Source organism: Bacillus sp. FSL H8-0534 (assembly GCF_038005885.1).
In the GTDB taxonomy this organism is placed as follows: domain Bacteria; phylum Bacillota; class Bacilli; order Bacillales; family Bacillaceae_G; genus Bacillus_A; species Bacillus_A pseudomycoides.
In genome coordinates this window covers 4,041,078-4,066,526 of sequence record NZ_JBBOUC010000001.1, presented here as the reverse complement: position 1 = coordinate 4,066,526, position 25,449 = coordinate 4,041,078, and the positions used below count along the sequence as shown (strand labels likewise).

The 25,449-nt window shown below is 37.4% G+C and carries 24 protein-coding genes; 6 read left to right on the top strand and 18 right to left on the bottom strand.

What is annotated here, in order from left to right:
* Positions 1-123 precede the first annotated feature (123 nt).
* The 5 genes from MHH71_RS20675 to MHH71_RS20655 form a co-directional block, all read right to left on the bottom strand.
* Entirely contained in the window at positions 124-597 is a 474-nt protein-coding gene (locus tag MHH71_RS20675; protein ID WP_006096177.1) for a MaoC/PaaZ C-terminal domain-containing protein, read from the bottom strand.
* A gap of 216 nt (positions 598-813) precedes the next feature.
* Positions 814-1,752, bottom strand: a complete 939-nt coding sequence (gene mdh, locus MHH71_RS20670; RefSeq protein ID WP_006096176.1) for a malate dehydrogenase — start codon at positions 1,750-1,752, stop codon at positions 814-816.
* A 20-nt stretch (positions 1,753-1,772) separates the two neighbouring features.
* Positions 1,773-3,065: an NADP-dependent isocitrate dehydrogenase gene (gene icd, locus MHH71_RS20665; RefSeq protein WP_018764461.1), complete on the bottom strand. Its 1,293-nt coding sequence runs from the start codon at positions 3,063-3,065 to the stop codon at positions 1,773-1,775.
* A gap of 161 nt (positions 3,066-3,226) precedes the next feature.
* A complete protein-coding gene (gene citZ / locus MHH71_RS20660) occupies positions 3,227-4,375 on the bottom strand; it encodes a citrate synthase (protein WP_003200970.1) in 1,149 nt (382 codons plus the stop codon).
* 385 nt (positions 4,376-4,760) lie between these two features.
* The gene (locus MHH71_RS20655) at positions 4,761-5,222 is read right to left on the bottom strand and encodes a DUF441 domain-containing protein (RefSeq protein ID WP_003200968.1); all 462 of its coding nucleotides are present in this window, start codon (positions 5,220-5,222) and stop codon (positions 4,761-4,763) included.
* Between the two features lie 407 nt (positions 5,223-5,629).
* Between MHH71_RS20655 and ytvI the strand changes: the two genes are divergently transcribed.
* Positions 5,630-6,748 carry a sporulation integral membrane protein YtvI gene (gene ytvI, locus MHH71_RS20650; protein ID WP_018764463.1) on the top strand — a complete coding sequence of 373 codons (1,119 nt, stop codon included), beginning with the start codon at positions 5,630-5,632 and terminating at the stop codon, positions 6,746-6,748.
* A 232-nt stretch (positions 6,749-6,980) separates the two neighbouring features.
* On the opposite strand, the gene MHH71_RS20645 is transcribed toward ytvI, so the two are convergent.
* From MHH71_RS20645 to dnaE, 8 genes are all read right to left on the bottom strand, one after another.
* Positions 6,981-7,370: an FxsA family protein gene (locus tag MHH71_RS20645; protein ID WP_033799145.1), complete on the bottom strand. Its 390-nt coding sequence runs from the start codon at positions 7,368-7,370 to the stop codon at positions 6,981-6,983.
* 229 nt (positions 7,371-7,599) lie between these two features.
* A complete protein-coding gene (pyk, locus tag MHH71_RS20640; RefSeq protein ID WP_006096173.1) occupies positions 7,600-9,357 on the bottom strand; it encodes a pyruvate kinase in 1,758 nt (585 codons plus the stop codon).
* 53 nt (positions 9,358-9,410) lie between these two features.
* Complete coding sequence (gene pfkA, locus MHH71_RS20635; protein WP_006096172.1) at positions 9,411-10,370, bottom strand: 6-phosphofructokinase; 960 nt, start codon at positions 10,368-10,370, stop codon at positions 9,411-9,413.
* A 128-nt stretch (positions 10,371-10,498) separates the two neighbouring features.
* Complete coding sequence (gene accA / locus MHH71_RS20630) at positions 10,499-11,473, bottom strand: acetyl-CoA carboxylase carboxyl transferase subunit alpha (RefSeq protein WP_033799144.1); 975 nt, start codon at positions 11,471-11,473, stop codon at positions 10,499-10,501.
* Positions 11,461-12,330: an acetyl-CoA carboxylase, carboxyltransferase subunit beta gene (gene accD, locus MHH71_RS20625; protein ID WP_006096170.1), complete on the bottom strand. Its 870-nt coding sequence runs from the start codon at positions 12,328-12,330 to the stop codon at positions 11,461-11,463. The genes accA and accD overlap by 13 nt, the downstream gene beginning before the upstream one ends.
* A gap of 254 nt (positions 12,331-12,584) precedes the next feature.
* On the bottom strand, positions 12,585-13,229 hold the full coding sequence (locus tag MHH71_RS20620) for a FadR/GntR family transcriptional regulator (RefSeq protein ID WP_003200956.1): 645 nt from the start codon (positions 13,227-13,229) through the stop codon (positions 12,585-12,587).
* A gap of 14 nt (positions 13,230-13,243) precedes the next feature.
* Positions 13,244-14,452 carry an NAD(P)-dependent malic enzyme gene (locus tag MHH71_RS20615; RefSeq protein WP_167535704.1) on the bottom strand — a complete coding sequence of 403 codons (1,209 nt, stop codon included), beginning with the start codon at positions 14,450-14,452 and terminating at the stop codon, positions 13,244-13,246.
* A 133-nt stretch (positions 14,453-14,585) separates the two neighbouring features.
* Positions 14,586-17,915 carry a DNA polymerase III subunit alpha gene (dnaE, locus tag MHH71_RS20610; RefSeq protein WP_033799142.1) on the bottom strand — a complete coding sequence of 1,110 codons (3,330 nt, stop codon included), beginning with the start codon at positions 17,913-17,915 and terminating at the stop codon, positions 14,586-14,588.
* Between the two features lie 117 nt (positions 17,916-18,032).
* Here dnaE and MHH71_RS20605 point away from each other — a divergent pair, with 117 nt between their 5' ends.
* Both MHH71_RS20605 and ytrI read left to right on the top strand, forming a co-directional pair.
* Positions 18,033-18,368, top strand: a complete 336-nt coding sequence (locus MHH71_RS20605; RefSeq protein ID WP_026008455.1) for a YtrH family sporulation protein — start codon at positions 18,033-18,035, stop codon at positions 18,366-18,368.
* Complete coding sequence (gene ytrI, locus MHH71_RS20600) at positions 18,365-18,868, top strand: sporulation membrane protein YtrI (RefSeq protein ID WP_018764469.1); 504 nt, start codon at positions 18,365-18,367, stop codon at positions 18,866-18,868. Before MHH71_RS20605 ends, ytrI begins: the two co-directional genes overlap by 4 nt.
* A 48-nt stretch (positions 18,869-18,916) precedes the next feature.
* Here ytrI and MHH71_RS20595 read toward each other — a convergent pair whose 3' ends face one another.
* A complete protein-coding gene (locus tag MHH71_RS20595) occupies positions 18,917-19,849 on the bottom strand; it encodes a DHH family phosphoesterase (RefSeq protein WP_033799714.1) in 933 nt (310 codons plus the stop codon).
* A gap of 439 nt (positions 19,850-20,288) precedes the next feature.
* Between MHH71_RS20595 and MHH71_RS20590 the strand changes: the two genes are divergently transcribed.
* Positions 20,289-20,594, top strand: a complete 306-nt coding sequence (locus MHH71_RS20590; RefSeq protein WP_006096165.1) for a YtpI family protein — start codon at positions 20,289-20,291, stop codon at positions 20,592-20,594.
* Between the two features lie 6 nt (positions 20,595-20,600).
* Here MHH71_RS20590 and MHH71_RS20585 read toward each other — a convergent pair whose 3' ends face one another.
* The gene (locus tag MHH71_RS20585) at positions 20,601-20,867 is read right to left on the bottom strand and encodes a DUF3949 domain-containing protein (RefSeq protein WP_006096164.1); all 267 of its coding nucleotides are present in this window, start codon (positions 20,865-20,867) and stop codon (positions 20,601-20,603) included.
* Between the two features lie 405 nt (positions 20,868-21,272).
* Positions 21,273-22,586 carry a DRTGG domain-containing protein gene (locus tag MHH71_RS20580; protein WP_006096163.1) on the bottom strand — a complete coding sequence of 438 codons (1,314 nt, stop codon included), beginning with the start codon at positions 22,584-22,586 and terminating at the stop codon, positions 21,273-21,275.
* A gap of 247 nt (positions 22,587-22,833) precedes the next feature.
* On the opposite strand from MHH71_RS20580, the gene MHH71_RS20575 reads away from it, so the two are divergent.
* The gene (locus MHH71_RS20575; protein ID WP_078211643.1) at positions 22,834-22,992 is read left to right on the top strand and encodes a hypothetical protein; all 159 of its coding nucleotides are present in this window, start codon (positions 22,834-22,836) and stop codon (positions 22,990-22,992) included.
* A gap of 41 nt (positions 22,993-23,033) precedes the next feature.
* Here the strand turns inward: MHH71_RS20575 and MHH71_RS20570 are convergent, their stop codons facing one another.
* Positions 23,034-23,717 (bottom strand): metal-dependent hydrolase, encoded by a 684-nt coding sequence (locus MHH71_RS20570; protein WP_006096161.1) that lies wholly within the window; start codon positions 23,715-23,717, stop codon positions 23,034-23,036.
* Between the two features lie 147 nt (positions 23,718-23,864).
* Here MHH71_RS20570 and pepQ point away from each other — a divergent pair, with 147 nt between their 5' ends.
* On the top strand, positions 23,865-24,962 hold the full coding sequence (pepQ, locus tag MHH71_RS20565) for a Xaa-Pro dipeptidase (RefSeq protein WP_006096160.1): 1,098 nt from the start codon (positions 23,865-23,867) through the stop codon (positions 24,960-24,962).
* A gap of 29 nt (positions 24,963-24,991) precedes the next feature.
* Here pepQ and MHH71_RS20560 read toward each other — a convergent pair whose 3' ends face one another.
* Positions 24,992-25,396: a DUF3221 domain-containing protein gene (locus MHH71_RS20560; protein WP_033799141.1), complete on the bottom strand. Its 405-nt coding sequence runs from the start codon at positions 25,394-25,396 to the stop codon at positions 24,992-24,994.
* Positions 25,397-25,449 lie beyond the last annotated feature (53 nt).

The window sequence follows — 25,449 nt, the reverse complement described above, 5'->3', positions numbered from 1 at the left end:
TTTGCTTTCGCTGAATTTTGAGGTGGGAGTGTTACTGTCCGTTAATGCGGGATAAAAAAATAGTGCTAACCTAGCATATAATAGGTTAGCACTATTTTTCATTACACTCTTACTAACTCATTATTAAAAATTATCCAATGCTTTTTCTAAAATAGAAGCTGATTTGTAAGGCGGCGCTACTGTTAGTACACCTTTCACAACCACTTCTTCTTTTTCATCATAAGCGAATACACGCATATCAATCGTATGCTCTTCCCCCGCAACTGCTACAACTTCAAAATGAATTTGCAAAGTTTCATAATGATGTACAGGCTTCACAAAAGTCAGGTCCTTCCTAACAACATGACTGCCTGGACCTGGTAAATATTTCGTAACTGCCGTTGTAATCATACCCGTTAACATAATGCTTGGTACAATTGGTTTTTCATACGGAGTTTGGGATGCGTAATCATGCTGAATATATAATGGATTTGAATCATTTGTTAATCCTAAATACAATAACAGATCTTTATCCTCAATTTTTTCAGTGATAGATAACTTTTCTCCTACTGTAATCTCATCCATTCGACGACCAATTTGAATTTTTTTCTTTAACATGTTACAATCCCCCTCCAATTTTTATTTTATTATCCTACCAAAAGCAATATATTATCCGAAGCGCTACTATAATGAGGGCAATGTATATTATAAGTCTATGTTCCCATTGTAGGACATAATTAATGATAGCGTTTTCATATTATTTTAAAAAAATAATCCTCTAAATAGTAGAAAAAGATTCGGGGCCCCGAATCTTTTTCTAACATATATTTTGTATTAAATAAGAACTTTCATAACGTTACGTACAGATTCTACTGAACGATCTAACGCTTCTTTTTCTTCTTCACGAAGTTCTAATTCAATAATTTTTTCAATTCCGTTACCACCTAGAATTACTGGTACACCTAGGTAAAGGTCGCTATAGCCATATTCACCTTCAAGGTATGCGATAGCTGGTAATACACGGCGTTGATCTTTTAAAATCGCTTCAGTCATTTCAACTAAAGAAGCAGCTGGCGCGTAGTATGCACTACCGTTTCCTAGTAAACTTACAATTTCGCCGCCGCCTTTACGCGTACGTTCTACGATTGCTTCTAAGCGTTCTGCAGGAATTAATGTTTCTAATGGAATACCACCTGCGTAAGAATAACGTACAAGAGGCACCATGTCATCACCGTGGCCACCAAGAACGAATCCTGTAATGTCTTTAACAGAAAGATTTAATTCTTGTGCGATGAATGTACGGAAACGAGCTGTATCTAATACACCAGATTGACCGATAACACGCTCTTTCGGGAATCCAGCTTCTTTAAATACAGAATATGTCATTGCATCAACTGGATTTGTTAACACAACAATAATTGCGTTTGGTGAATGTTTTGCGATATCTTTCGTAATACTTTTCATAATTTTAGAGTTTGTTGCTACTAAATCATCACGGCTCATACCTGGTTTACGTGCAATTCCTGCTGTAATAACAACAACGTCAGAATCAGCAGTATCTACGTAATCAGATGTGCCGATAATGTTAGCATCAAAACCTTGTACAGGGCTTGCTTCTAACATATCTAACGCTTTCCCTTTTGTTGGATTCTCCAGTTGTGGAATGTCCACTAATACAACATCTGCAAGCTCTTTTTGAGCTAATAAAAACGCTGTTGTTGCTCCGGTAAATCCTGCACCGATGACTGATACTTTTTTGCGTTTGATTGTCATAATTTCTCCCCCACTTTGAATTATGCGTTTTTGATTACCGCTAAGTCCATATTGTTAATAAGGGCATCAGCAAATTCGGAACATTTCACTTCAGTTGCGCCATCCATAAGACGTGCGAAGTCATATGTTACCACTTTTGAAGCAATTGTTTTTTCTACTGAAGCAGTTACTAATTTCGCAGCTTCATTCCATCCTAAATGCTCTAATAATAATACTCCTGAAAGAAGAACAGAAGATGGATTTACTTTATCTAAACCTGCATATTTTGGAGCTGTACCATGTGTCGCTTCAAAAATAGCATGTCCAGTAACATAGTTAATGTTTGCACCAGGTGCAATACCAATGCCACCTACTTGTGCTGCAAGTGCATCAGAAATATAATCACCATTTAAGTTCATTGTTGCAACAACATCAAACTCACGTGGACGTGTTAAAATTTGTTGTAAGAAGATATCTGCAATAGAATCTTTAACAATGATTTTACCAGCTGCTTCAGCCTCTGTCATCGCTTTATTCGCTGCATCTTTACCATCTTTTTCAACAATACGGTCATATTCAGACCAAGTGAATACTTTATCGCCGAATTCTTGTTCCGCAACTTCATAACCCCAGTTTTTGAAAGCACCTTCTGTAAATTTCATAATGTTTCCTTTATGAACTAATGTAACAGAAGAGCGTTTTTCGTTAATTGCATATTGAATTGCAGCACGAACAAGACGCTTTGTTCCTTCTTCTGAAATTGGTTTAATACCAATCCCTGATGTTTCTGGGAAGCGAATTTTGTTTACACCCATTGTTTCTTTTAAGAACTCAAGCACTTTTTGTGCTTCTGGAGATCCTTGTGCATATTCAATACCAGCATAAATGTCTTCTGTATTTTCACGGAAAATCACCATATCAGTATCTTCCGGACGTTTTACAGGTGAAGGAACACCTTCAAAATAACGAACTGGACGTAAACATACGTATAAGTCTAACTCTTGACGAAGCGCTACGTTTAGAGAACGAATGCCGCCACCAACAGGCGTTGTAAGTGGGCCTTTAATCGCGATTAAATATTCGCGAATTTCATTTAACGTCTCTTCTGGTAACCATTCACCTGTTTGGTTGAATGCTTTTTCCCCTGCAAGCACTTCTTTCCAAACGATTTTCTTCTCACCATCATAAGCTTTTTCAACAGCTGCTTCTAATACACGAGATGCTGCCGCCCAAATATCTGGTCCAATTCCATCACCTTCAATAAAAGGAATAATCGGATTGTTTGGTACATTCATAACACCATTCGTTACAGTAATTTTTTCTCCTGTCGTCACTGTGATAACCCCCATGTTTGAAATTTCATATGTGTGAAACTGAGGGAATAAAACCCTCAGTTCAAACCGTTAGTCAAATTAAAATATTCCAATCATTATATCTTTGCGAAAAAATCAGATTTTTGAAAGTGTATTTCCACTATCTAAATAGTGTTTTTAACTTATCGTTGTGCTAATGGAACATAGCGTTGGTGCGTTGGTCCATTATAATCAGCACGCGGACGAATTAAGCGGTTATTTTCATATTGTTCTAGAATATGAGCTAACCAACCTGACATACGACTGATTGCAAAGATTGGTGTAAATAAATCATGATCAATTCCTAAACAATGGTAAACAGAAGCAGAATAGAAATCGACATTTGGTGGAAGACCTTTTTCTTTTGTGACAATGTCTTCGATTTTGATAGACATATTATACCATTTCTCTTCCCCTAAAAGCACGCATAATTTCTTAGACATTTCACGTAAATGTTTCGCGCGAGGATCACCGTGCTCATATACGCGATGGCCAAATCCCATAATTTTCACCTTATTTTGAAGTGCGTTATGAATATAGGATTCTACATTTTCTTCTTCGCCAATTTCTTTTAACATCTTCATTACATTTTCATTCGCTCCGCCGTGAAGAGGTCCTTTTAAAGCACCAATCGCTGCTGTAATACCAGAATATACGTCTGAAAGTGTCGCAACGCAAACGCGAGCTGTAAATGTAGAAGCATTTAATTCATGATCCGCATGAAGTACAAGAGCTTTATCAAAAGCTTCAATTTCCACTTCATTTGGTTCGCGGTTATTTAACATATAAATAAAGTTTGCAGCTAATGATAAATCTTTTCGTGGCTCAACCACTTCTAAACCTTTACGAATTCTTGCATACGCTGCAACCAGAGTCCCTACTTGAGCCTGTAATTTAACCGCTTTCAAATAATTGGACTTCTCATCCATTAATTCAGCGCTCTCATCGTATAATGATAACATGGAAATCGCAGTTCGTAAAACAGACATCGGATGTGCAATCTTTAAATCTACTTGTTTTAAATATGATAAAATCTCACTTGGAACTTTAGAATATTCAGATAGAGTTTCTTTTAACTCATTTAATTCCTCTTCATTAGGAAGTTTACGGTGCCATAATAAATATACCACTTCTTCAAACGTAGCATTTTCCGCTAAATCATCAATATTATACCCAACATACGTTAATGTATCATCAATAATAGAACTCACAGATGATGTTGTTGCTACTACCCCTTCTAATCCTCGAATAACAGTCATGACATTCTCTCCTTTTCCTGAAAATTCTCCCAACCTTGCTCCCTTATATCTGTTTGCTTCCCTCCTAAATTATGAACGCCCGTTCACTCTTTAGGCAAGCAAAATGCACGATCATGCAAATTTGTTGTGATGTTCCCATCTCGTTGTTCCATTGCTTTATCAAAGCATGAGCGTGAGTTTCTCTCCGAATCCTCACGCTTAGAACAATAGATGGTGAGGAAAACTAGTTTCGAAGAGTTTATGATAAAAACAACATAAAACAATGTCAGCAGAAAATTATTTTATGTTGTTTTTATTTTATCTGGTGTAAGTCTTCGTTGCTATGTAGCCTTTACATGTTTTCTAATTCTATTATAAACAATTATCTGACTTTTGTGAATGGAAAGAATTCAAAAATTTTATATTACTATAAAATTTTTCACTTAAACATCTGTATAATGTTCATCACAGCATAGGCAATTCCAGCTCCAATTAATGGTCCTACAGCAACTCCATTAAATAATGCAACTGCAATAATTGTTCCAAATACAAGCGCAGTTGTAATATGAGGATCGTTCGTTAATAACTGCACACCACCCTTTGCTAACAAAGCAACCGCTATCCCTGAAGCGAGCGCAATCCATGCATAATACGATTTAGCTGCTTCACCAAGCTGCTTAAATCCAATTTCACCCGTAGCGATCGGAACAAGAACCGCAATCGTAATAACCGTTACACCAAGATTAATTCCTTTCGTTTGTAAATATGGAAGAATTTTCTCTCCTAGAAACGTCCACTTTAATAAAAATAAAACGCCAACCGCTACAGTGAGCGATTGATTTTTAGCAATAAGTCCAATAATAAGTAGTATGAATAAAAATAACGTTGATTGACTAATCATGATTACACTTCCTTTCTGAAAATAATGAACCTGTTTACAAAGTAAATCGCTGTTAAACATATCGTTATACACGATATAGGCAAGAGTATTCATCAATCAATATAGATGATACAGCAGACCTTAAACGCTCTAAACGAGACCAAAATAAGTTGTTTTTATATTTACCGAGAAAGAAAAGCACACTTCTTTCTTTTCTTATAAGAAACCGGTAAAATAAAAAGTAGGTAAAGTGAAGCTCTCGTCAATCAGTACAGAGAAAACATTTACTATTGATTAGCCTTCACCGTCAAGCTTTTACGCGCCGATTACTTCGCACCTTGAAGTAATTCATACTGCCCGTGAATAGCAGGATAAATCCATCATTCCACTATAACATAAATACAATTTGGAATGGGAGGTAAGCACCTTTGAATCGAAACTCACTGTATATCGTATTGCGACTTATATTTGTCATTTTAGCAACAACAATTGGGTTTTATGCGCTTTTGTATGTTTCAGGTCTTATATACCCTTTTATCATCGCATTAGCTTTTGCTTATTTGATTAATCCAGTCGTAAATTTTCTCAATCAAAAACTACAATTCCCTCGTGCCTTAGCGGTACTCGTCAGCTTAATTCTCGTGTTCGGTGCCATCGTCGGACTTGTTACATATCTTGTGACAGAAGCGATTTCCGCCACAACTTACTTACTACAAATCGTCACAGAAAAGTTTCCAGCAATTGTACAGTATGCACAGCAATTTGCACTCAATAATATTATGCCTTTATATGATGATTTAATTTCTAAATTTAATCATCTTGGTGAATCACAACAATATACAATTACACAAAACATTCAAAATCTAGGAACGGAAGCAACAAAGCAAATGAAAGAGCTGTTAACCGCCATTATAAGTGGATTAACAAATTTCATCAGTGCACTCCCAACAACTTTAACAGTCCTCGTCTTCATCCTATTAGCGACTTTCTTTATTAGTTTTGATTGGCATACACTCGCTCATAAAGTAAAGCGATTACTTCCAAATCGCATACACGGATACGGAAAGACTATTTTTGTTGATTTACGAAAAGCATTATTTGGATTTGTAAAAGCACAACTCACACTTGTATCTATGACCACCGTCATCGTACTAATTGGACTATTAATTTTGCGCGTACCATACGCCATCACAATCGCAATCATTACAGGAATTGTAGACTTACTTCCTTATTTAGGAACGGGAGCAGTCTTTGTTCCTTGGATTATATATGTATTTTTCACAGGGGACACAGCTTTCACAATTGGTCTACTTATTTTATATATTGTTGTCATTGTTCAAAGACAAATTATGGAACCGAAAGTGTTATCCTCCAACATCGGACTCGATCCATTACCAACACTTATTGCGTTATTCGTTGGATTTAAGCTATATGGTTTCTTAGGATTAATTATTGGCCCAGTTACATTAGTATTATTAAACACATTGCACAAAGCTCATGTATTTCATGATTTATGGAAGTTTATTAAAGGCACACCATTAAAATAAATTTCCCACAATAGTCGTTGTTCGCAATAAAATAAGCAAGGGAATTCCCTATTAATAAATGGGGGATTCCCTTGTTTTTTGCATAAAATAATACGACTGAGAATATCTTTGTATTTTTATTCTATTTTCAACATAAATATCAATCCCTTTTCTTCCTTTTTCTACAAATGAATAAATATACACTTTATATTTCGACAAAAAAATAACACTTAAAACATTTCTGTTTCAAGTGTTATTTTTGTACAATAATTGTCGTGTTTCTTCTTATTTTCCGCTCTAACCATTTAATCATCATGAACTTAAACGGCTGTCGTGTTACCGAAAATATAAAAATAAACCCGATTACATCCGTCACATATCCTGGTGTCAAAAGAAGAAGTCCACCTATAAAAACAAAAATACCATCTAATACAGCATCTCCTGGCATTTCACCTCTATTTAACCGAAATTGAATCTCCTTCAACACTATAAGCCCTTGTCGTTTTGCTAAATAAGCGCCAAGTATACCTGTAAACACGATCATAGCAAACGTCGGCCACATACCAATTAAATGACTAGATCCAATTAATACTGTTATTTCAACAGCAGGGATTAAAATTAAAAGAATAAGAAGCCACTTCATTCCCTCATCCTCCTTCATCATACTATTTACAGGAAGTAAGATACTCATGCTACCCAACAGCCTAATTAGACTCTCTCGATTTCCTCACACCCTCAAAACAACCCACAAAACATCAAACAAAAAATGAAATCCCTTTCCCACTACCGAAGATTTCTTTTTTCAGAATGGTTTTTGTATTTAAATTGCAAAAAAAAGAGAAGGACTCCGATCCTTCTCTCCATATTACTTCTTATAGCACTTCCGCATGTCCATTATAAACAATTCCGCGCGCTGCATCAACTGTTACTTCTTGGCCATTTTTTAAAGTCGTTGTTACACCGTTTACCCCAACGATAACTGGGATACCGATTGATACACCTACAACAGCCGCATGGCTTGTTAAGCCACCTTCTTCTACAACTAGAGCTGCAGCTTTTTCAATTGCAGGAATCATATCTTTATCAGTGCTTGTTGTAACAAGGATGTCACCTTCTGTTACGTTCGCTACAGCTTCTGCAGCTGTTTTCGCTACAACTACTTTACCTTTTGCAGCTTTGCGACCAATCCCTTGTCCTTTAGCGATTTCTTCACCAACAACATGGATTTTCATTAAGTTTGTTGTGCCAGTTTCAGCAACTGGTACACCAGCAGTAATTACAACTGTATCTCCAAGTCCGATTAGACCTGCATCCATACCTGTTTGAATTGCAGTATCTAACATTTCATCAGTAGATGCTGCACGTTTTTCAGCCATAAACGCTTGTACACCCCAAACAAGTGCAAGACGACGGCCCACTTGCTCGTCAGTTGTTACAGCTACGATTGGAGATTTTGGACGATATTTAGAGATCATTTTTGCAGTATATCCACTTTCTGTTGGAGCTACGATTGCAGCTACATCAAGAGCAAGCGCTGTGTGTGCAACAGATTGACTAATTGCATCTGTAATTGTTGGAGTGAACTCTTTAATACGCTTTTTGAACATATCTTCATATTGCAATGATTTTTCAACACGTACTGCGATGTTCGCCATCATTGTTACCGCTTCTACCGGGTATTGTCCCGCTGCAGTTTCACCAGAAAGCATGATTGCATCTGTACCATCAAAGATCGCGTTCGCTACGTCACTTGCTTCCGCACGAGTTGGACGTGGGTTACGTTGCATAGAATCTAACATTTGTGTTGCAGTAATAACCGGTTTACCTAATACGTTACATTTTTTGATTAGACGTTTTTGTACTAGCGGCACTTCTTCTGGTGGAATTTCTACACCCATGTCACCACGAGCTACCATTAAACCGTCAGAAACTTCTAAGATAGAATCGATGTTATCGATACCTTCTTGGTTTTCAATTTTTGGTACGATTTGAATGAATTGTGCATTATGCGCTTCTAACAGTTCACGGATTTCTAACACGTCAGCTGCTTTACGAACGAAAGATGCCGCGATGAAATCAACTTTTTGCTCGATACCGAAGACGATATCTTTTACGTCTTTTTCAGTGATACCAGGAAGCTTAATGCTTACGTTTGGTACGTTAACACCTTTTTTATTTTTCACAGTTCCGCTGTTCAATACTTTTGTACGGATGTTTCCGTCAGCTTTCTCGATTACTTCTAGTTCGATAAGGCCGTCATCGATTAGAATACGAGAACCTGGGTCTACATCCTCATAAAGACCAGCATAAGATACAGAGAACTTTTCTGCAGTTCCTAATACTTGCTCAGTAGAGAGAACTACTTCTGCACCTGTTACAAGCTCAGCTTGTCCGTCTACGAAGTCATGTGTACGGATTTCTGGACCTTTTGTATCAAGTAAGATTGCAACTGTTTTACCAGTTTTCTTTGAAGCTTCACGAATGTTTTTAATACGTGCTCCGTGCTCTTCATGGCTACCATGAGAGAAGTTTAAACGAGCGACGTTCATACCCGCTTCGATTAATTGCTCTAATTTCTCAATACTTTCACTAGCAGGACCTATAGTACATACAATTTTAGTTTTACGCATATTGCACCTCCGAAAATTATGAAACCGTTCCCAAATATTCGATATTACGCCAATTAGATGGATAATTCTTTAGATAATTGATACATATCTTTATCAATCGTATGCTTTTGAGCTAACGCTTCGATAATGTCATGATCAACAAGTTTGTTATTTTGGATACCAACGCAGCGTCCACCTCTACCTTCAATCAACAGTTCAACTGCTCTTGCGCCAAGACGGCTTGCTAATACACGATCTTGTGCACTTGGTGATCCACCACGTTGTACGTGACCTAATACAGTTACACGAGTATCAAAGTTTGTTGCTTCTTCAATGTGTTTACCGATGTCAATCGCGCTTCCAACACCTTCTGCTACAACGATAATACTATGTTTCTTTCCACGCTCACTACCACGTTTTAAACGAGCAATAACATCTTCCATGTCATACTCTTCTTCTGGAATTAAGATTGTTTCTGCGCCATCTGCTAAACCAGCCCATAATGCGATATCACCAGCGTGACGCCCCATTACTTCGATAACATATGTACGTTCATGAGATGTAGCTGTATCACGAATTTTATCAATTGCATCAATAACAGTGTTTAATGCTGTATCGAAACCAATTGTGAAGTCTGTCCCAGGAATATCATTATCAATTGTACCTGGTACACCGACACATGGGAATCCTTGCTCTGTTAATTTTTTAGCACCTTGGTAAGAACCGTCTCCACCAATAACAACAAGTCCTTCAATGCCAAATTTCTTTAATTGCTCGATACCTTTTAGTCGTACTTCTGGGTCTTTAAACTCAGGACATCTTGCTGTATATAATTTTGTACCACCGCGGTGGATAATATCGCCAACAGAACCAAGTTCTAATTTTTCAATGTGACCAGAAATTAATCCAGCGTATCCATGGTAGATACCATATACTTCTACATCATGGAAAATCGCTTTACGAACAACTGCACGAATGGCAGCATTCATACCAGGTGAATCTCCACCACTTGTTAATACACCAATACGTTTCATTTGTACTCACCTCATAAAGATTATTTACCTTATAATAAAATAACATGAAGAAATATAAAAATACAATGGAGAAGATGTGTCTTTTCACAATAAAAACGTGCATTCGCGAAATGGAACGCACGCTTTTCTTATTTTATCCAAATGGAAGCGTTTGAAAACGAAACTTGCCCAATTTTCATATATTTTTCATAACGTTTTTCGATTAATTCATCTTTCGAAATACCGTTTAATTGCCCGAATGTTTTTTTCAACATTAAGTCAATATTTTCTGATTGCTTTAAAATATTACGATGCGCACCGCCGCGTGTTTCTGGAATAATTTCGTCAATTACACCTAATTCTTTCAAATCCGCCGCCGTGATTTTCATCGCTTCTGCAGCTTCTTTCGCTTTTCCTGCATCTTTCCAAAGAATCGCTGCCGCTCCCTCTGGTGTAATAACAGAATAAGTGGAATTTTCTAGCATATGAATGTAATCTCCTACTCCAAGACCTAACGCACCACCACTGCCACCTTCACCGATAACAACGCAAACCACAGGTACAGTAAGCCCTGCCATTTCGAATAAATTACGTGCAATCGCTTCACTTTGCCCACGTTCTTCAGCAGCCTTACCAGGATAAGCACCTTTCGTATCAATGAAGCAGATGATTGGACGATTAAATTTCTCCGCTTGCTTCATTAAACGTAGCGCCTTTCGATATCCTTCTGGATGAGGCATTCCAAAATTACGACGAATATTTTCTTTCGTATCTTTCCCGCGCTGGTGCCCAATTACTGTTACAGGCATGCCATCATATTTCGCGATGCCGCCGACAATCGCTGCATCATCGCCATATAGACGATCTCCATGACATTCAAAAAAATCAGTAAATAAGTGCTCAATATAATCGAGCGTTGTCGGTCGTTCTGCATGACGAGCAATTTGAACGCGGTCCCATACTTTCATATTGCCGTATATTTCTTCCTCTAAATTTTCTAGCTTGTCTTCCAAAATACGAATCTCCTCGCTGAAGTCCATCTGGGTGTTTTTCGTATAGTCTTTCAGTTCTCGAATCTTATTTCTTAGCTCAACAACTGGTTTTTCAAATTCTAGCTCTGCCATATAGCCGTTTCCCCTCCTTGATGAACTTCTAAAATCTTACGGAGCGACTCTCTCATATCATCGCGATGCACAACCGCATCCAATTGACCGTGCTCTAGTAAGAACTCTGCCGTTTGAAAGTCTTCTGGCAGCTTCTCACGCACTGTTTGTTCAATTACACGTCTACCAGCAAAACCGATAAGTGCACCCGGCTCTGCAAGATTATAGTCACCAAGTGAAGCGAAACTCGCTGAAACACCACCTGTCGTCGGATGAGTCATAACAGAAATAAATAACCCTCCAGCATTGCTATGCTTTTTCAAAGCTACGCTCGTTTTTGCCATTTGCATTAAGCTTAAAATACCTTCTTGCATACGCGCACCGCCCGATGCAGTAAAGATAATAAATGGAACTTGTAATTCGTATGCTTTTTCAACTGCACGTGCAATTTTTTCTCCTACAACAGAGCCCATGCTGCCCATTCGAAAGCGAGAATCCATTACTGCAATCACAACAAGCATTTCATCAATTGTTCCTTCACCTGTCACAACTGCTTCATTTAATTCTGTTTTCTTGCGATCACTCTCTAATTTTTCTTCATAATTTGGGAACCCAAGTGGATTTAACGAAACCATCTCTTTGTCATACTCACGAAATGAACCTTCGTCCAATACACTATCAAGGCGTTCCCATGCATTCATAGGATGATGATAGCCACAGTTTACACATACTTTTAAATTTTTAAGAAGCTCTTTTGTATACATGATTTTCTTACATTTCGGACATTTTGTCATAACACCGTCCGGTACATCTCTTCGTACTTGTTCTGAAGGAATTGCAGCGTACTTTTTCTTTTTTACGAATAAATCTCTTAGCACAATTTGACCCCCTTTGTTGAGAGCTAAGGTTAGGAAGAAAATGTGGCTAACACCAAAGATCGATGTTAGCCTTATCTTCTCAATCTGTCTAATAGAGGATATTCAAACAGTCCAGTCAAGATAGCTACTCAGCTCTCTTTATCCTCTTTTTTTGAACACGCACTCATAACCTCTCTCTTTACGTTTAACTTTAACCGCTATGCGATAGATTGTTTGTCATAACGTGTCATGGTCATTTCGACAAATTTTATACATTACGAGTGAAACTGTATGTTTTCCATTAGTTCATCATAAATTTTTAGCGCCTCTTCTTCTTTTTTCGCGTATAACACTTCATAAAGCTTTCTATAGATTTCTATAGATTCTAGTGAAATTTCATAAGAAAGAGTCGCAACGTAATCATTTACAATTCTCCAAATTCGATATAGTAAATAATTGTCCACTCGTTCAATAAGTGTTTTGAAAAACATTTGATGAAACTCCTGAATTGAACTTTCGTCCTTTTTAAGAACTTGTTTCAACATACCTAATACACTAGAAAACGTTTCTTTCGGTAAATCACATACGATTCGAATAACATCTTTTTCAAGCAAGCGTTTCGTCTGTAACAAATCACGAATTGTTTTCTCATCTTGTAATAAAAATGGTGCGATTAATTGAACAAGACCATTGTCATAGAAGTTTCGAATAAACGTTCCTTCACCGCGTCTTGTTTCAATTAATCCTACGAGTTCTAAAGCTCGCAATGCTTCCCGTACAGATGAACGCCCAACGTTTAAACGCGCACTTAACTCGCGCTCAGATGGTAAACGATCACCTGCGACTAAACCATCCTCTTCCATAATGGAACGGATTTTCTTTACAATTTCGAGATATACTTTTGTATTTGATGATGTCAATAGAAATTCCTCGCTTACTCTTTACCAATCAACGCTAAATTTTTTGTTTTCTCAGCGATTTCATTTGGATCTACTTGACAGCGAGCTACTCCTGTCTCCATCGCAGCTTTTGCAACATAAGCCGCCACCTGAGGCGCTACACGCGCGTCGAACGGAGCTGGAATGATATAGTCTGCATTTAGCTCATCTGCCGCTACAAGCTCTGCAATGGCTTGTACAGCTGCCATTTTCATTTCTTCATTGATTTGCGTAGCATGTACATCAAGTGCACCACGGAAAATACCAGGGAACGCTAGTACATTATTTACTTGGTTCGGGAAGTCAGAACGACCAGTTCCAACAACAGCTGCTCCTGCTGCTTTTGCCAGTTCCGGCATAATTTCTGGAACTGGGTTTGCCATTGCAAAAATAATTGCATCGTCATTCATTGTACGAACCATTTCCTCAGTCAATGCACCCGCTACAGATACACCGATAAATACATCCGCGCCTTGCAGAACATCCGCTAATGAACCTTCTACACGATTTTTATTCGTATATTTTGCAACTTCATCTTTCACCGGATTCATACCAACAGGGCGACCTTCATAAATCGCACCTTTTCGGTCACACATAATAATGTCGCGTACACCATAGCGATATAAAAGTTTAATGATTGCAATACCTGCTGCACCTGCACCATTTGCTACAACTTTAATGTCAGACATTTTCTTTCCAACTAGCTTAAGTGCGTTTACAAGACCTGCTACTGTTACGATAGCTGTTCCGTGTTGATCATCATGGAATACAGGAATATTTGTTTCTTTTTTCAAACGTTCTTCAATGATAAAGCAGTTGGGTGCTGCAATATCCTCTAAGTTTACACCGCCAAATGTCGGCTCCATTAATTTTACAGTTTCAACAATTTTATCTACATCGTTTGTATTTAAAGCAATAGGGAATGCATCTACGCCAGCAAAGCTTTTGAATAATACAGCTTTACCTTCCATTACTGGAAGAGATGCTTCTGGTCCGATATTACCAAGACCAAGTACAGCTGTTCCGTCCGTCACAACTGCTACCATGTTTCCCTTCATTGTATATTCATATACCTTACTTTTATCGTCATAAATTTCTTTACAAGGTTCTGCAACCCCTGGAGAATACGCAAGACTTAAGTCTTTAGCATTTTCTACTTTTACTTTTGATACAGTTTCTAATTTTCCTTGATGCACTTTATGCATGTGAAGTGCTTCTTCACGAAGTGTTGACAAACTATCCACTCTCCTCAAATTATTCTTGCTGATATCATTCTCTCCAAGTGGTCTGACCACGAACACTATTACTATAATAATCGAACTATAGGGAAATTGTCCATTATATTTTCACTACGACATTTTCCTCACCGACTATTTCGCGAAGTGCTCCTAAACATTCTTCACTTGGATGAATTGACAAACTACGAGATAATTGTACCATTTTATGTTCCTTTTCATAATAAATTAGTACTTTCGCAAAACCTGAATAGTGAAACAATATTTTTGTAACTTGATTTAACAACTTCTTTTCATACTGCGACGGTAGTTTTACATAAATCGATGCTTCTTTCATTTCATTGTAAACATCCATTTGTTCTAATGGATAAAGACCGTTCACAATCCATTGCAATTTATGATTTCGTTGTTCAATCGTCCCTTCCACTAAAACAATTTCACCTTCTTTTAACCTCTCCGAAAAATGAATATACGTCTCCGGAAAGACAACCGCTTCCATTTCATCATTTTGATCACAAAAAGTGACGAACGCCATTTTTTGCAATTTTTTCGTCCGAATGACTTTTACACCTGTTACATAAACAATCGCACGCTGTACGTTTCGCTTTTGCCTCATCGCTTGCGCAAGAGACGGAATTTCTAGTTCTTTTACAAGCTTTGCATACTGCGCCGTTGGATAACTGGATAAATAAAAGCCAAGCGCTTCTTTCTCATTATTTAATTGTTCAATAAAAGATAGCTCTTCTCCTTGTACGTATACTGATTTTGGGACACTTTCTTCCCCCAATTCACGCGCAAGGCTTGCATACTCTAAAGCACCCTTAATACTGTTAAACAAAGTTGTTCTCGAAACTTGAAAATCATCGAAACAGCCAGCCCAAACAAATGCCTCTAAATTACGCTCCGTAACAAACTTTGCTGGCATACGAAGACAGAACTCAAATAAATCTTGAAATGGATTTCTTTCTCTTTCCTCGATCACCGCATTCACTGTAGCCATCCCGATATTTCGAATCGAAAGCAAACTATAGCGAATTGCATTCCCTTCTATTTGGAAATTATAACTACTTCTATGAAGAGACGGCGGTAAAACATGAAAACCTTTGCGCTTCGTTTCACGTATATATTGCACAATCTTATCTTCGTTACCTATCGCACTGGATAAGAGTGCCGTCATAAACTCTAAAGGATAATTCGCTTTTAAATAAGCGAGCTGATATCCAATCATACTGTACGCTACAGCATGGCTTCGGTTAAAACCGTAATTTGCAAATCTAACAATTAAATCATAAATTTGTTCTGCAGATGTTTCATCGTATCCATTTCGTAAACACCCTTGTACAAAATGCTTTCGTTCTTGATCTAAAATCTCACGGTTTTTCTTACTCACTGCACGGCGGAGCAAATCGGCTTCTCCGAGTGAAAATCCCGCTAACTGCGAAGCAATTTGCATAATCTGTTCTTGGTATACAATAACGCCATATGTGCTTTTTAAAATTGGCTTTAAATCTGAATGTAAATAATGAATTTGACGCTTCCCGTGCTTTGACTCAATAAAGGTTGGGATTTGTTCCATTGGCCCTGGACGATATAAAGCGTTGACGGCAACAATATCTTCAAACTCATTTGGTTTTAAACTGCGGAGTACATTCCGCATTCCCCCAGATTCGAGCTGGAATACACCTGTTGTATCTCCTCTTCCTAGTAATTGGAATGTCTTTTCATCTTGAAGAGGTAAATTCCGTATATCAATTTGTTTACCTGTTTTGTTCACAATAAATGTAAGAATATTTTCAAGTAACGTTAAATTACGTAAGCCTAAGAAGTCCATTTTTAACAGACCAAGTTCTTCTAACACTTCTGCTGGATATTGCGTTACATATACATCGTTATGCCCTTCTTGAATCGCAACACTTCCCGTTAATGGCTCCTGACTCATAATGACTCCTGCTGCATGAATAGACGTATGACGTGGTAAACCTTCTACACGTTTCGCAATTTCAAAAACACGCTCATGCAAGAGATTTCCTTGTACAAATTCACGAAGGGACCCGGATTCTTCATATGCTTCTTTTAATGTAATCCCAACCCTTGATGGAATCAGTTTCGAAAATATGTCAATATCTCTCGGCGGAAGCCCCATTACGCGGGCGATATCCCGAATCGCTGCTTTTGCAGCAAGCGTTCCGAACGTAACAATTTGGGCAACGCGAAGTTGACCATACTTATCTTTTACATAACGAATCATCTCATCACGCCTAATGTCCGGAAAATCAATATCAATATCTGGAAGCGTAACACGTTCAGGATTTAGAAATCGTTCAAAAAGCAAGTTGTACTCAATTGGATCGATATCTGTAATTTCTAACACATAAGAAACAAGAGAACCTGCTGCCGAGCCACGGCCCGGTCCTGTTAAAATACCATGTTCATGTCCGTATTTCATAAAGTCCCAAACAATGAGAAAATAATCACTAAATCCCATGCGAGAGATAACTTCAAGTTCATGATTCAGACGTTTCCTATGTACATCTTGAACCGCCCCATATCGCTTATTTAGCCCATCTTCACAAATGCGGCGCAAATAAGCATCTGATGTTTCGTTAGATGGAACAGGAAACTTTGGCAATTGATTGACGTGGAAAGGAATTTCTACGTGGCAACGTTCAGCTATACGAACTGTATTTTGAAGGGCTTCTTCTGCATGAGAAAATAAAGCTTCCATTTCAGCCGATGATTTTAAATAATACTGGTCTGTTTTGAGCCTTGGTCTGTCTGGATCAGTCATCTTTGTTCCGCTCTGAACAGATAGCAAGCATTCCTGCACAAGCGCATCGCTTTGGTTCACATAACGAACATCATTTGTCGCAACGACTGGAATGTTTATTTCGTTTGCAAATTGTGGTAATTTTTCTTGCAAGAATAGTTCATCCTGAATTGCGTGATGCTGCAAACTCATATAAAAACTTCCAAACATATTTTGATACGCACGAGCTACTTCTTCAGCAATCTCGTCTCTTCCTTGTAACAATAACTGTTCAATTTCCCCATCTTTTCCTGGAGAAATCGCAATCAACCCTTTTGCATAATGAGAAAGCCACTTTTTCGGAATCCCGTCTTTAGACTTAGTCATGATGGTGCTAGAAATTTTCAATAAGTTTTGGTATCCTATCTCATTTTCTGCTAACAGTACAAGCGGATAGGATTGCTCTTCTTCCTCACTAAAAACAGAGGCTGTTAATCCGATAATTGGCCGCACGCCATTCTTCTTACATGCTTTATAAAATGGAATCACTCCGTACATCACATTTTCATCTGTAATTGCAAGTGATGAAAATCCAAGCTCTTTCGCACGGCTTACAAGTTCATCAATTTTACAAGCACTTTTTAACAAACTATAAACGGTTTGACATTGTAAATGCACAAACTTCACTGTTGTACCCTCTCTTTATCTATTTGACTACTTTCATTATAGGTGATGAAGAAAGCGGAAATCAAAACATACTTCTTATACTTTGTCCATATATATGGAGGAGAAAGGGGAATGACGATGGATGTAAGACAAACTTTTTTCTCTCTTCTCATTACAACTTACTTTATTGCATTTGGAGTAATGCTTGGTGGTTCTTTAATCGGAGGAATTGGAGCATTTCTTGTTGGAAAACCAGCTCTTACTGCCATAAAACAATTCGCAGAAAACTTACGTATTTGGGCACTCGTTGCAGCAATTGGCGGAACTTTTGATACATTTTATAGCTTTGAACGAACCTTTTTCGAAGGTGCCACAAAAGATATTGTGAAACAAATTTTACTTATTTTTTTCGCAACAGGCGGCATGCAAACCGGCCTTATTATTATTAAATGGATTACGCAGGATCATGTATGAGGGTTCCAAGCGCTACAATAGCTAAAAAGTGGTATTTATTTTTAGGTGGCGCTGCCGTTGGAGGGATTTTGAGTTGGTTTATTTTTTTGTACATATACGGCGTTTTTCAAGAAGATTATGCAAAAAAAATTGTGTTTCAGGAAACGGAAATTACAAGGCTAAAAAAGAATCTTCATGTTCTTACGGAAGATCGTACTAAATTAAATGAGGAAAATAAAAGCCTTTTAACGATCCAAGAAATTAAAATTGAGATTCCGAATCATGATAAATACGATTTAGACCGTGTTACTCTTGAAAATATGATTACTTCTCTTCAAGAAGACCTCCAGCACCTCGTAACAAAAAACGTTCAAAGCGTAGCAAAAAACAAAGAATTGTTAATAAAAACAATTGAAAATAAAGTATACAAACATTATGACCGAAGCTACCGCTTTAAAATCGAAACAATTTCCTTTGATACTGTGCTCGAAATTAGCATCAATATAAAACAAGAAAAGTAGAGCTTCTGGGCCCGACTTTTCTTGTTTTTAACACATGAAGTACTTGTTTTATTTACAGATCTCACACAAGTCCGCGAAAAGACGATCTGCTTCTTCCCAAGAAGATGCTTTCGCACCAGAAGCCATCGGATGACCTCCGCCGTTATACTGCATCGCTAATTTATTAATTACCGGTCCCTTTGAACGAAGACGAACGCGAATCACATCTTCCTCCTCTAAAAATAGAACCCAAGCTTTTAATCCATCAATATTGCCAAGCGCTCCAACAACACCAGATGCCTCTGAAGGAAGTACATCAAATTCTTCTAGTACTTCTTTTGTCAGCTTAATATAAGCTGCACCTTCCTCTGTCATCGTAAAGTTTTGTAAAATGAATCCATTTAAACGAGCGATTTTCTCTTTCGTTTTATACATTTCGTTATATAACGCTGGAAAGTCCACTCCCATTTCTACAAGCTCGCCTGCATAGCGAAGTGTTCTTGCTGATGTATTCGGGAATAAGAAGCGACCTGTATCTCCAACAATCCCAGCTAAAATAAGACGAGCCGCTTCTTTTGAGATTGTTAAACCTTTATCTTTTCCGTAAGAGTAAAACTCATAAATAAGCTCACTTGTAGAACTTGATGTCGTATCAACCCACGTAATGTCCCCATATGGATCTTCATTTGGGTGATGATCAATTTTAATAAGCTTCTTTCCTTTTGTATAACGCTGATCACAAACACGCTCTTGGTTCGCTGTATCACAAACGATAACAAGCGCATTTTCATAAGTCTCATCATCAATTTCATCCATTACTCGTAAATACGATAAAGAAGGTTCATTGTATCCAACCATATAAATCTTTTTCTCTGGGAACGATTCTTGAAGAACGGTTCCTAACCCACATTGTGAACCTAATGCATCTGGATCTGGGCGCACATGACGGTGAATAATAATCGTATCAAACTCTTTAATCGCTGTTAAAATTTGTTCGTGCATATGTATAGTCTCCTTTTTATTGATTTCTACCTCTGTAATCAATTTTCTCACTTTATCCTTCATTATAACTGAAAATAATTTATCCATGTGGACAATTGCTTTATAATAATAGTTAGAAAGTTTCGATAATGTTTTGTGTTTCCACTTAGCATGGGGCTGAAACAGAATCTGACCGCCTCTATGCATGAACGGATCCTCTCTCCCAACTAAAACGATGGGGTTTCAGTTCAATTTTATCCAGTTTATTTTCCCACCATATCAGTCTCGGCTATGAAAACAAAAGGGATTCTCCACTCATTCCCTCCCTTTATTTTCACTCGGCATGGGGCTAAAACAGGATCTGACCGTCTCTATGCATGGACGGATCCTCTCTCCCAACTAAAACGATGGGGTTTTATTTTTAAATTTACCTAAATACAAACTAACGGAGGATCATATCATGCCAGTATTAGTCTTTTGTATTATCATCTCATTTATGTTGTATCTCTTCTATAAAACAAAATATTTTCGTACAAATCGTCCGATGGAAAAAGGATGGCTTGCTGGAAAATCCGCAATGGCGCTCGGTGTATTCGTTGCGCTATTTGGTGCAAACCAATTTTTCTTAGAACTCTCTACCGCACGTATTATCGTTGGCGTGTTATTTATCTTATTTGGTGGTGCGAGTATTTTTAATGGATTCCGTCAGTATAAACATTTCTCACCTCTTGCAGTCGAAGAAGCAGAAGCGTATAAAACAATGTAAAAAGCATCAGCATAAATGCTGATGCTTTTTACATTGTTTTATTTTTAAAATCATATATGCAACAAATGCAGGTGGAATATTAAAAAGATTTCCTTGCACGTGAAAATGTAATTGTTCTTCTTCAAAAGACATATTTTTATACAACTCTTGTTGTGAAAGCTTTGTTCGTTGTTTTTGCTCATTTAGTCCTTCAATGTAAAGATACTGAATAGGTATCATGGCAAGAAAATAAAACAATGCAACACCACCAAAAAAGAGCAACTCTGATGACATAGTGAACACCATCCTTTTTTCTTTATATATATCAATTATCTGATAATTCAATTATACTACAATTGAACTACCAAATAAAGGGAGGTGTTAGCGTTTGGATTAACAAAATTAACCCGTTTCTTATGTAATTGTGCATTGTTCCTTTTATCGTCATTGGTTTAGGTTTATGCGTTAATCATGAAGAAAATTTTCTTAGCTCCTATCATCACGCTCATTCTAAACGCTCTATACGAAATTTGGCATACGAAACATTACTATCCCGATTCTCCTATCACCTTTACTTCATGAAATATAATCTTCCCCACCATTTCATTACTATTAGCTGTATTCATACACTTTTATAAAAAAATGGCTGAATGAACATCTCACCATAAAAGGGATTCTTCATTCAGCTTTTTTCCATACTTATCGGTCAATCAGCTGCACCATTAATAGCGCTTTCCCAACAACCTCTCCTCCGTGACGCACTTCTACATCTACCTTTCCAAATTTACGACCGATTTCTAATACCTTTGGATGTACAGAAACAACATTATCAATCTGCACCGGCTTTACAAAATAAATTGTTAAATTCTCAACAATTGAATCGCTTTTTTTCTGCGCACGGATGGCGCGATTTGTTGCTTCTGTGACAACGGTTGTAAATACACCATATGATAATGTTCCAAATGAACTCGTCATTTGTGGTGTCACAGAAAATTGATAACTGTGTTCATTCTTTGCTTCTTTCGGAGTCACAAATTGATTTGTGACGATATCCTCAATCGTTTCTCCAACTTGCGGTTGACGTTGAATCATTTGCAATGCTTGAAGTACATCTTGACGGCTAATAATCCCTTGCAATCGGTTGCTTTCATCGACAACAGGAAGAAGTTCAATCCCTTCCCATACCATCATGCGCGCTGCCGCTGCAACAGACATTTTCCCATTCACTGTAATCGGTTGCTTTGTCATCACTTTTTCAATTGGTGTTTCTTTTGCGATGCCAATCATATCTTTTGAAGTAACAATTCCTAATACCTTTTTATTTTCATCTACAATTGGATAACGCCCATGCATTGTTTCTTTATTATACGCATGCCATTGCGCTACTTTATCACTAGGTTTTAAATATAACGTTTCTTCAATTGGCGTTAAAATATCTTCAACGAGTACAATTTCCTTTTTGATAAGCTGATCATAAATGGCACGGTTAATAAGCGTTGCTACAGTAAATGTATCATAGCTACTTGAAATAATCGGCAACTTTAATTCATCTGCTAACTTTTTCACATGATCTTCTGTATCAAATCCACCTGTAATTAATACTGCAGCTCCTGCTTCTAATGCTAGTTGATGTGCATTCGTACGGTTACCGATAATTAGCAAGTTCCCTGCTTCTGTATAGCGCATCATCGCTTCTAATTTCATGGCCCCAATCACGAATTTATTTAATGTTTTATGTAACCCTTCTCTTCCGCCAAGCACTTGGCCATCAACTATATTGACCACTTCGGCATATGTTAGTTTTTCAATATTTTCCTTTTTCTTTTGTTCAATTCGGATTGTTCCGACACGTTCAATTGTACTAACATACCCTTTATTCTCTGCATCTTTAATCGCACGATAGGCCGTTCCTTCACTTACACTCAAATCTTTTGCAATTTGGCGCACAGAAATTTTATGCCCTACCGGCAGGCTATTAATATGTTCTAAAATTTGATTATGTTTGGTAGCCAAATGGTTTCACCATACTTTCTTTTCCCTAAATTCTTCATGTGTTGTATTTTTAGTATACTATATTTCCGAAACTGTTACACTGTACTTTTATGTATCTGTACTATTTTTTTTATAACAAAAATGACCCTTACATTCTATCAGTCACATTCTTACACCAGTGTAAGACTATTGTCATCTCATTCGATGGTTTGTTTTCTAGTTCCAAGATACAATAAAGACAAGAAATCAAACGAAGGAGCGAATGAAAATGAAAAAATTTTTAGAAGTTGTAGGTGCTGTATTTTTAGCTTTCGTTGATGGCAAAAAAATTGCAATGGAATTAAATGAAACACCGGAACAAACATTACTGGAAATAAAAGAAACACCAAAACAAGCACAGACTTTCAAACCTGTTTTACACACATAAAAAACCCTTCACTTGTCTTTTCAAATGAAGGGTTGCTTTTTTTATAGTGTAATACTTTCTCCAACTTCTAATACCTTACCTGTACTACTTGTTAGTTTTTGGACAAAAAGATGCGGGTCTTGCTGGATAATTGGGAACGTATTATAGTGCATCGGCACAACTGTTTTAGCACCAATCCATTCCGCAGCCAACACTGCATCCTCTGGTCCCATTGTAAAATTATCACCAATTGGTAAAAATGCTACATCAATGTTATTAAGAGCACCAATTAACTTCATATCGGAAAATAAGGCAGTATCTCCCGCATGGTACACTGTTTTCTCTTCTGCCGTAAATAAAATTCCAGCTGGCATTCCTGTATATGTAATCGTCTTGTTTTCTTCATCAATATAACTAGACCCATGGAATGCTTGTGTAAATTTCACTTTCCCAAAATTAAACACATGTGAACCGCCGATATGCATCGGATGTGTATTTACACCTTGCCACCCTAAAAATGTTGCGAGTTCAAACGGCGCTACAACAACTGCATTATTTTTCTTCGCAAGTGCTACTGTATCGCCGACATGATCACCATGGCCGTGCGATAAAATAATCGCGTCTACCTTAACATCTTCAGTCTTTAAATCTGTTTTCGGATTACCTGTTAAAAACGGATCAATTAAGATAACCTTTCCATTCGTTTCAATCTTTACAACTGAATGCCCGTGATAGGATACTTTCATTGTTACATTCCTCCTTATTCACATTCACACCTTCTATTCTACATGATTTCACAATTTCCTGTCTTTTCAAACAGCGATTTGCTTGTCATAACACTTTCATCCGATGTAAAGTTATATATGTAATTAAAATCTCGGAGGTGCGAATTTATGAATACTAGATTAGAAAACTTAATGCAATGGCTACAAGAACAGAACGTGGAAGCTGCATTTTTAACTTCTACACCAAACGTCTTCTATATGACAAACTTCCATTGCGAACCACACGAAAGACTACTCGGTCTATTTGTATTCCAAGAAAAAGAACCAATTTTAATTTGTCCTAAAATGGAAGAAGGTCAAGCTAGAAACGCTGGCTGGGCACATGAAATTATCGGATTTACTGATACAGACAAACCATGGGATATGATTGCAAAAGCAATCGCAGATCGCGGCATTGATGTAAATGCAGTGGCAATTGAAAAAGAACATTTAAATGTAGAGCGCTATGAAGAATTAACAAAATTATTCCCGAAAGCATCTTTCAAATCCGCTGAAGAAAAAGTACGCGAACTTCGTTTAATTAAAGACGAAAAAGAACTTTCTATTTTGCGTCAAGCAGCCCACATGGCAGACTATGCTGTTGAAATCGGTGTAAATGCAATTGAAGAAAATCGCAGCGAATTAGAAGTGTTAGCAATCATCGAACATGAAATGAAGAAAAAAGGTATACATAAAATGTCCTTTGACACAATGGTATTAACAGGTGCAAACTCTGCCTTGCCACACGGTATCCCAGGCGGAAACAAAATGAAGCGCGGTGACTTCGTACTATTTGACTTAGGTGTAATCATTGACGGTTATTGCTCTGACATTACACGTACAGTCGCATTTGGCGATCTTTCAGAAGAACAAACACGTATTTACAACACTGTACTAGCAGGACAATTACAAGCGGTTGAAGCTTGTAAACCAGGCGTTACACTTGGCGAAATTGACAATGCTGCTCGCTCTGTTATCGCAGATGCAGGTTACGGAGAATTCTTCCCGCACCGTCTTGGTCATGGACTTGGCATTAGCGTACACGAATATCCAGATATAAAAGAAGGAAACGAGTCTCTATTAAAAGAAGGCATGGTCTTCACAATCGAACCAGGTATTTACGTACCAAACGTAGGTGGCGTTCGTATTGAAGATGATATCTACATCACGAAAGACGGATCAGAAATTTTAACGAAATTCCCAAAAGAATTACAGTTTGTAAAATAAGAAAAAAGGTAGCGAATACGCTACCTTTTTTAAATACCATTTTTCTCTACGATTTCAAACTGATTAACAGTCATTTTCCCTGGGTAACTTTCAAGTATCTTAGAAAACCATACTTTTATTTTATATCCTGATTTCAACTGTTTATATGCATTTTTATCACCAAAATGTAGAATCGTGTCCGCTGGGGTATCCAAATGTTGTTGTAGCTCCACATACTCCTGCAACCCTTTTTTCGTTTTGAACTTTTTGTTACTAATGAAATATACAGTTGTATTTTTCACTATAACGTATCCTTCCATAACACCTTTTTCTGTTTGTTGTTGTATATTCACCGGCTCATTCTCAGCTTGCTCATTACGTGTACATGCTGTTAATATCACGAAAGAAACGGTAAATAAAACATACACACACAACATCCATGTGTTTCTCTTCATTTCATGCCTCCATTATAGAAACCTCATTAATCAATCCTATTTCTAACATTTTT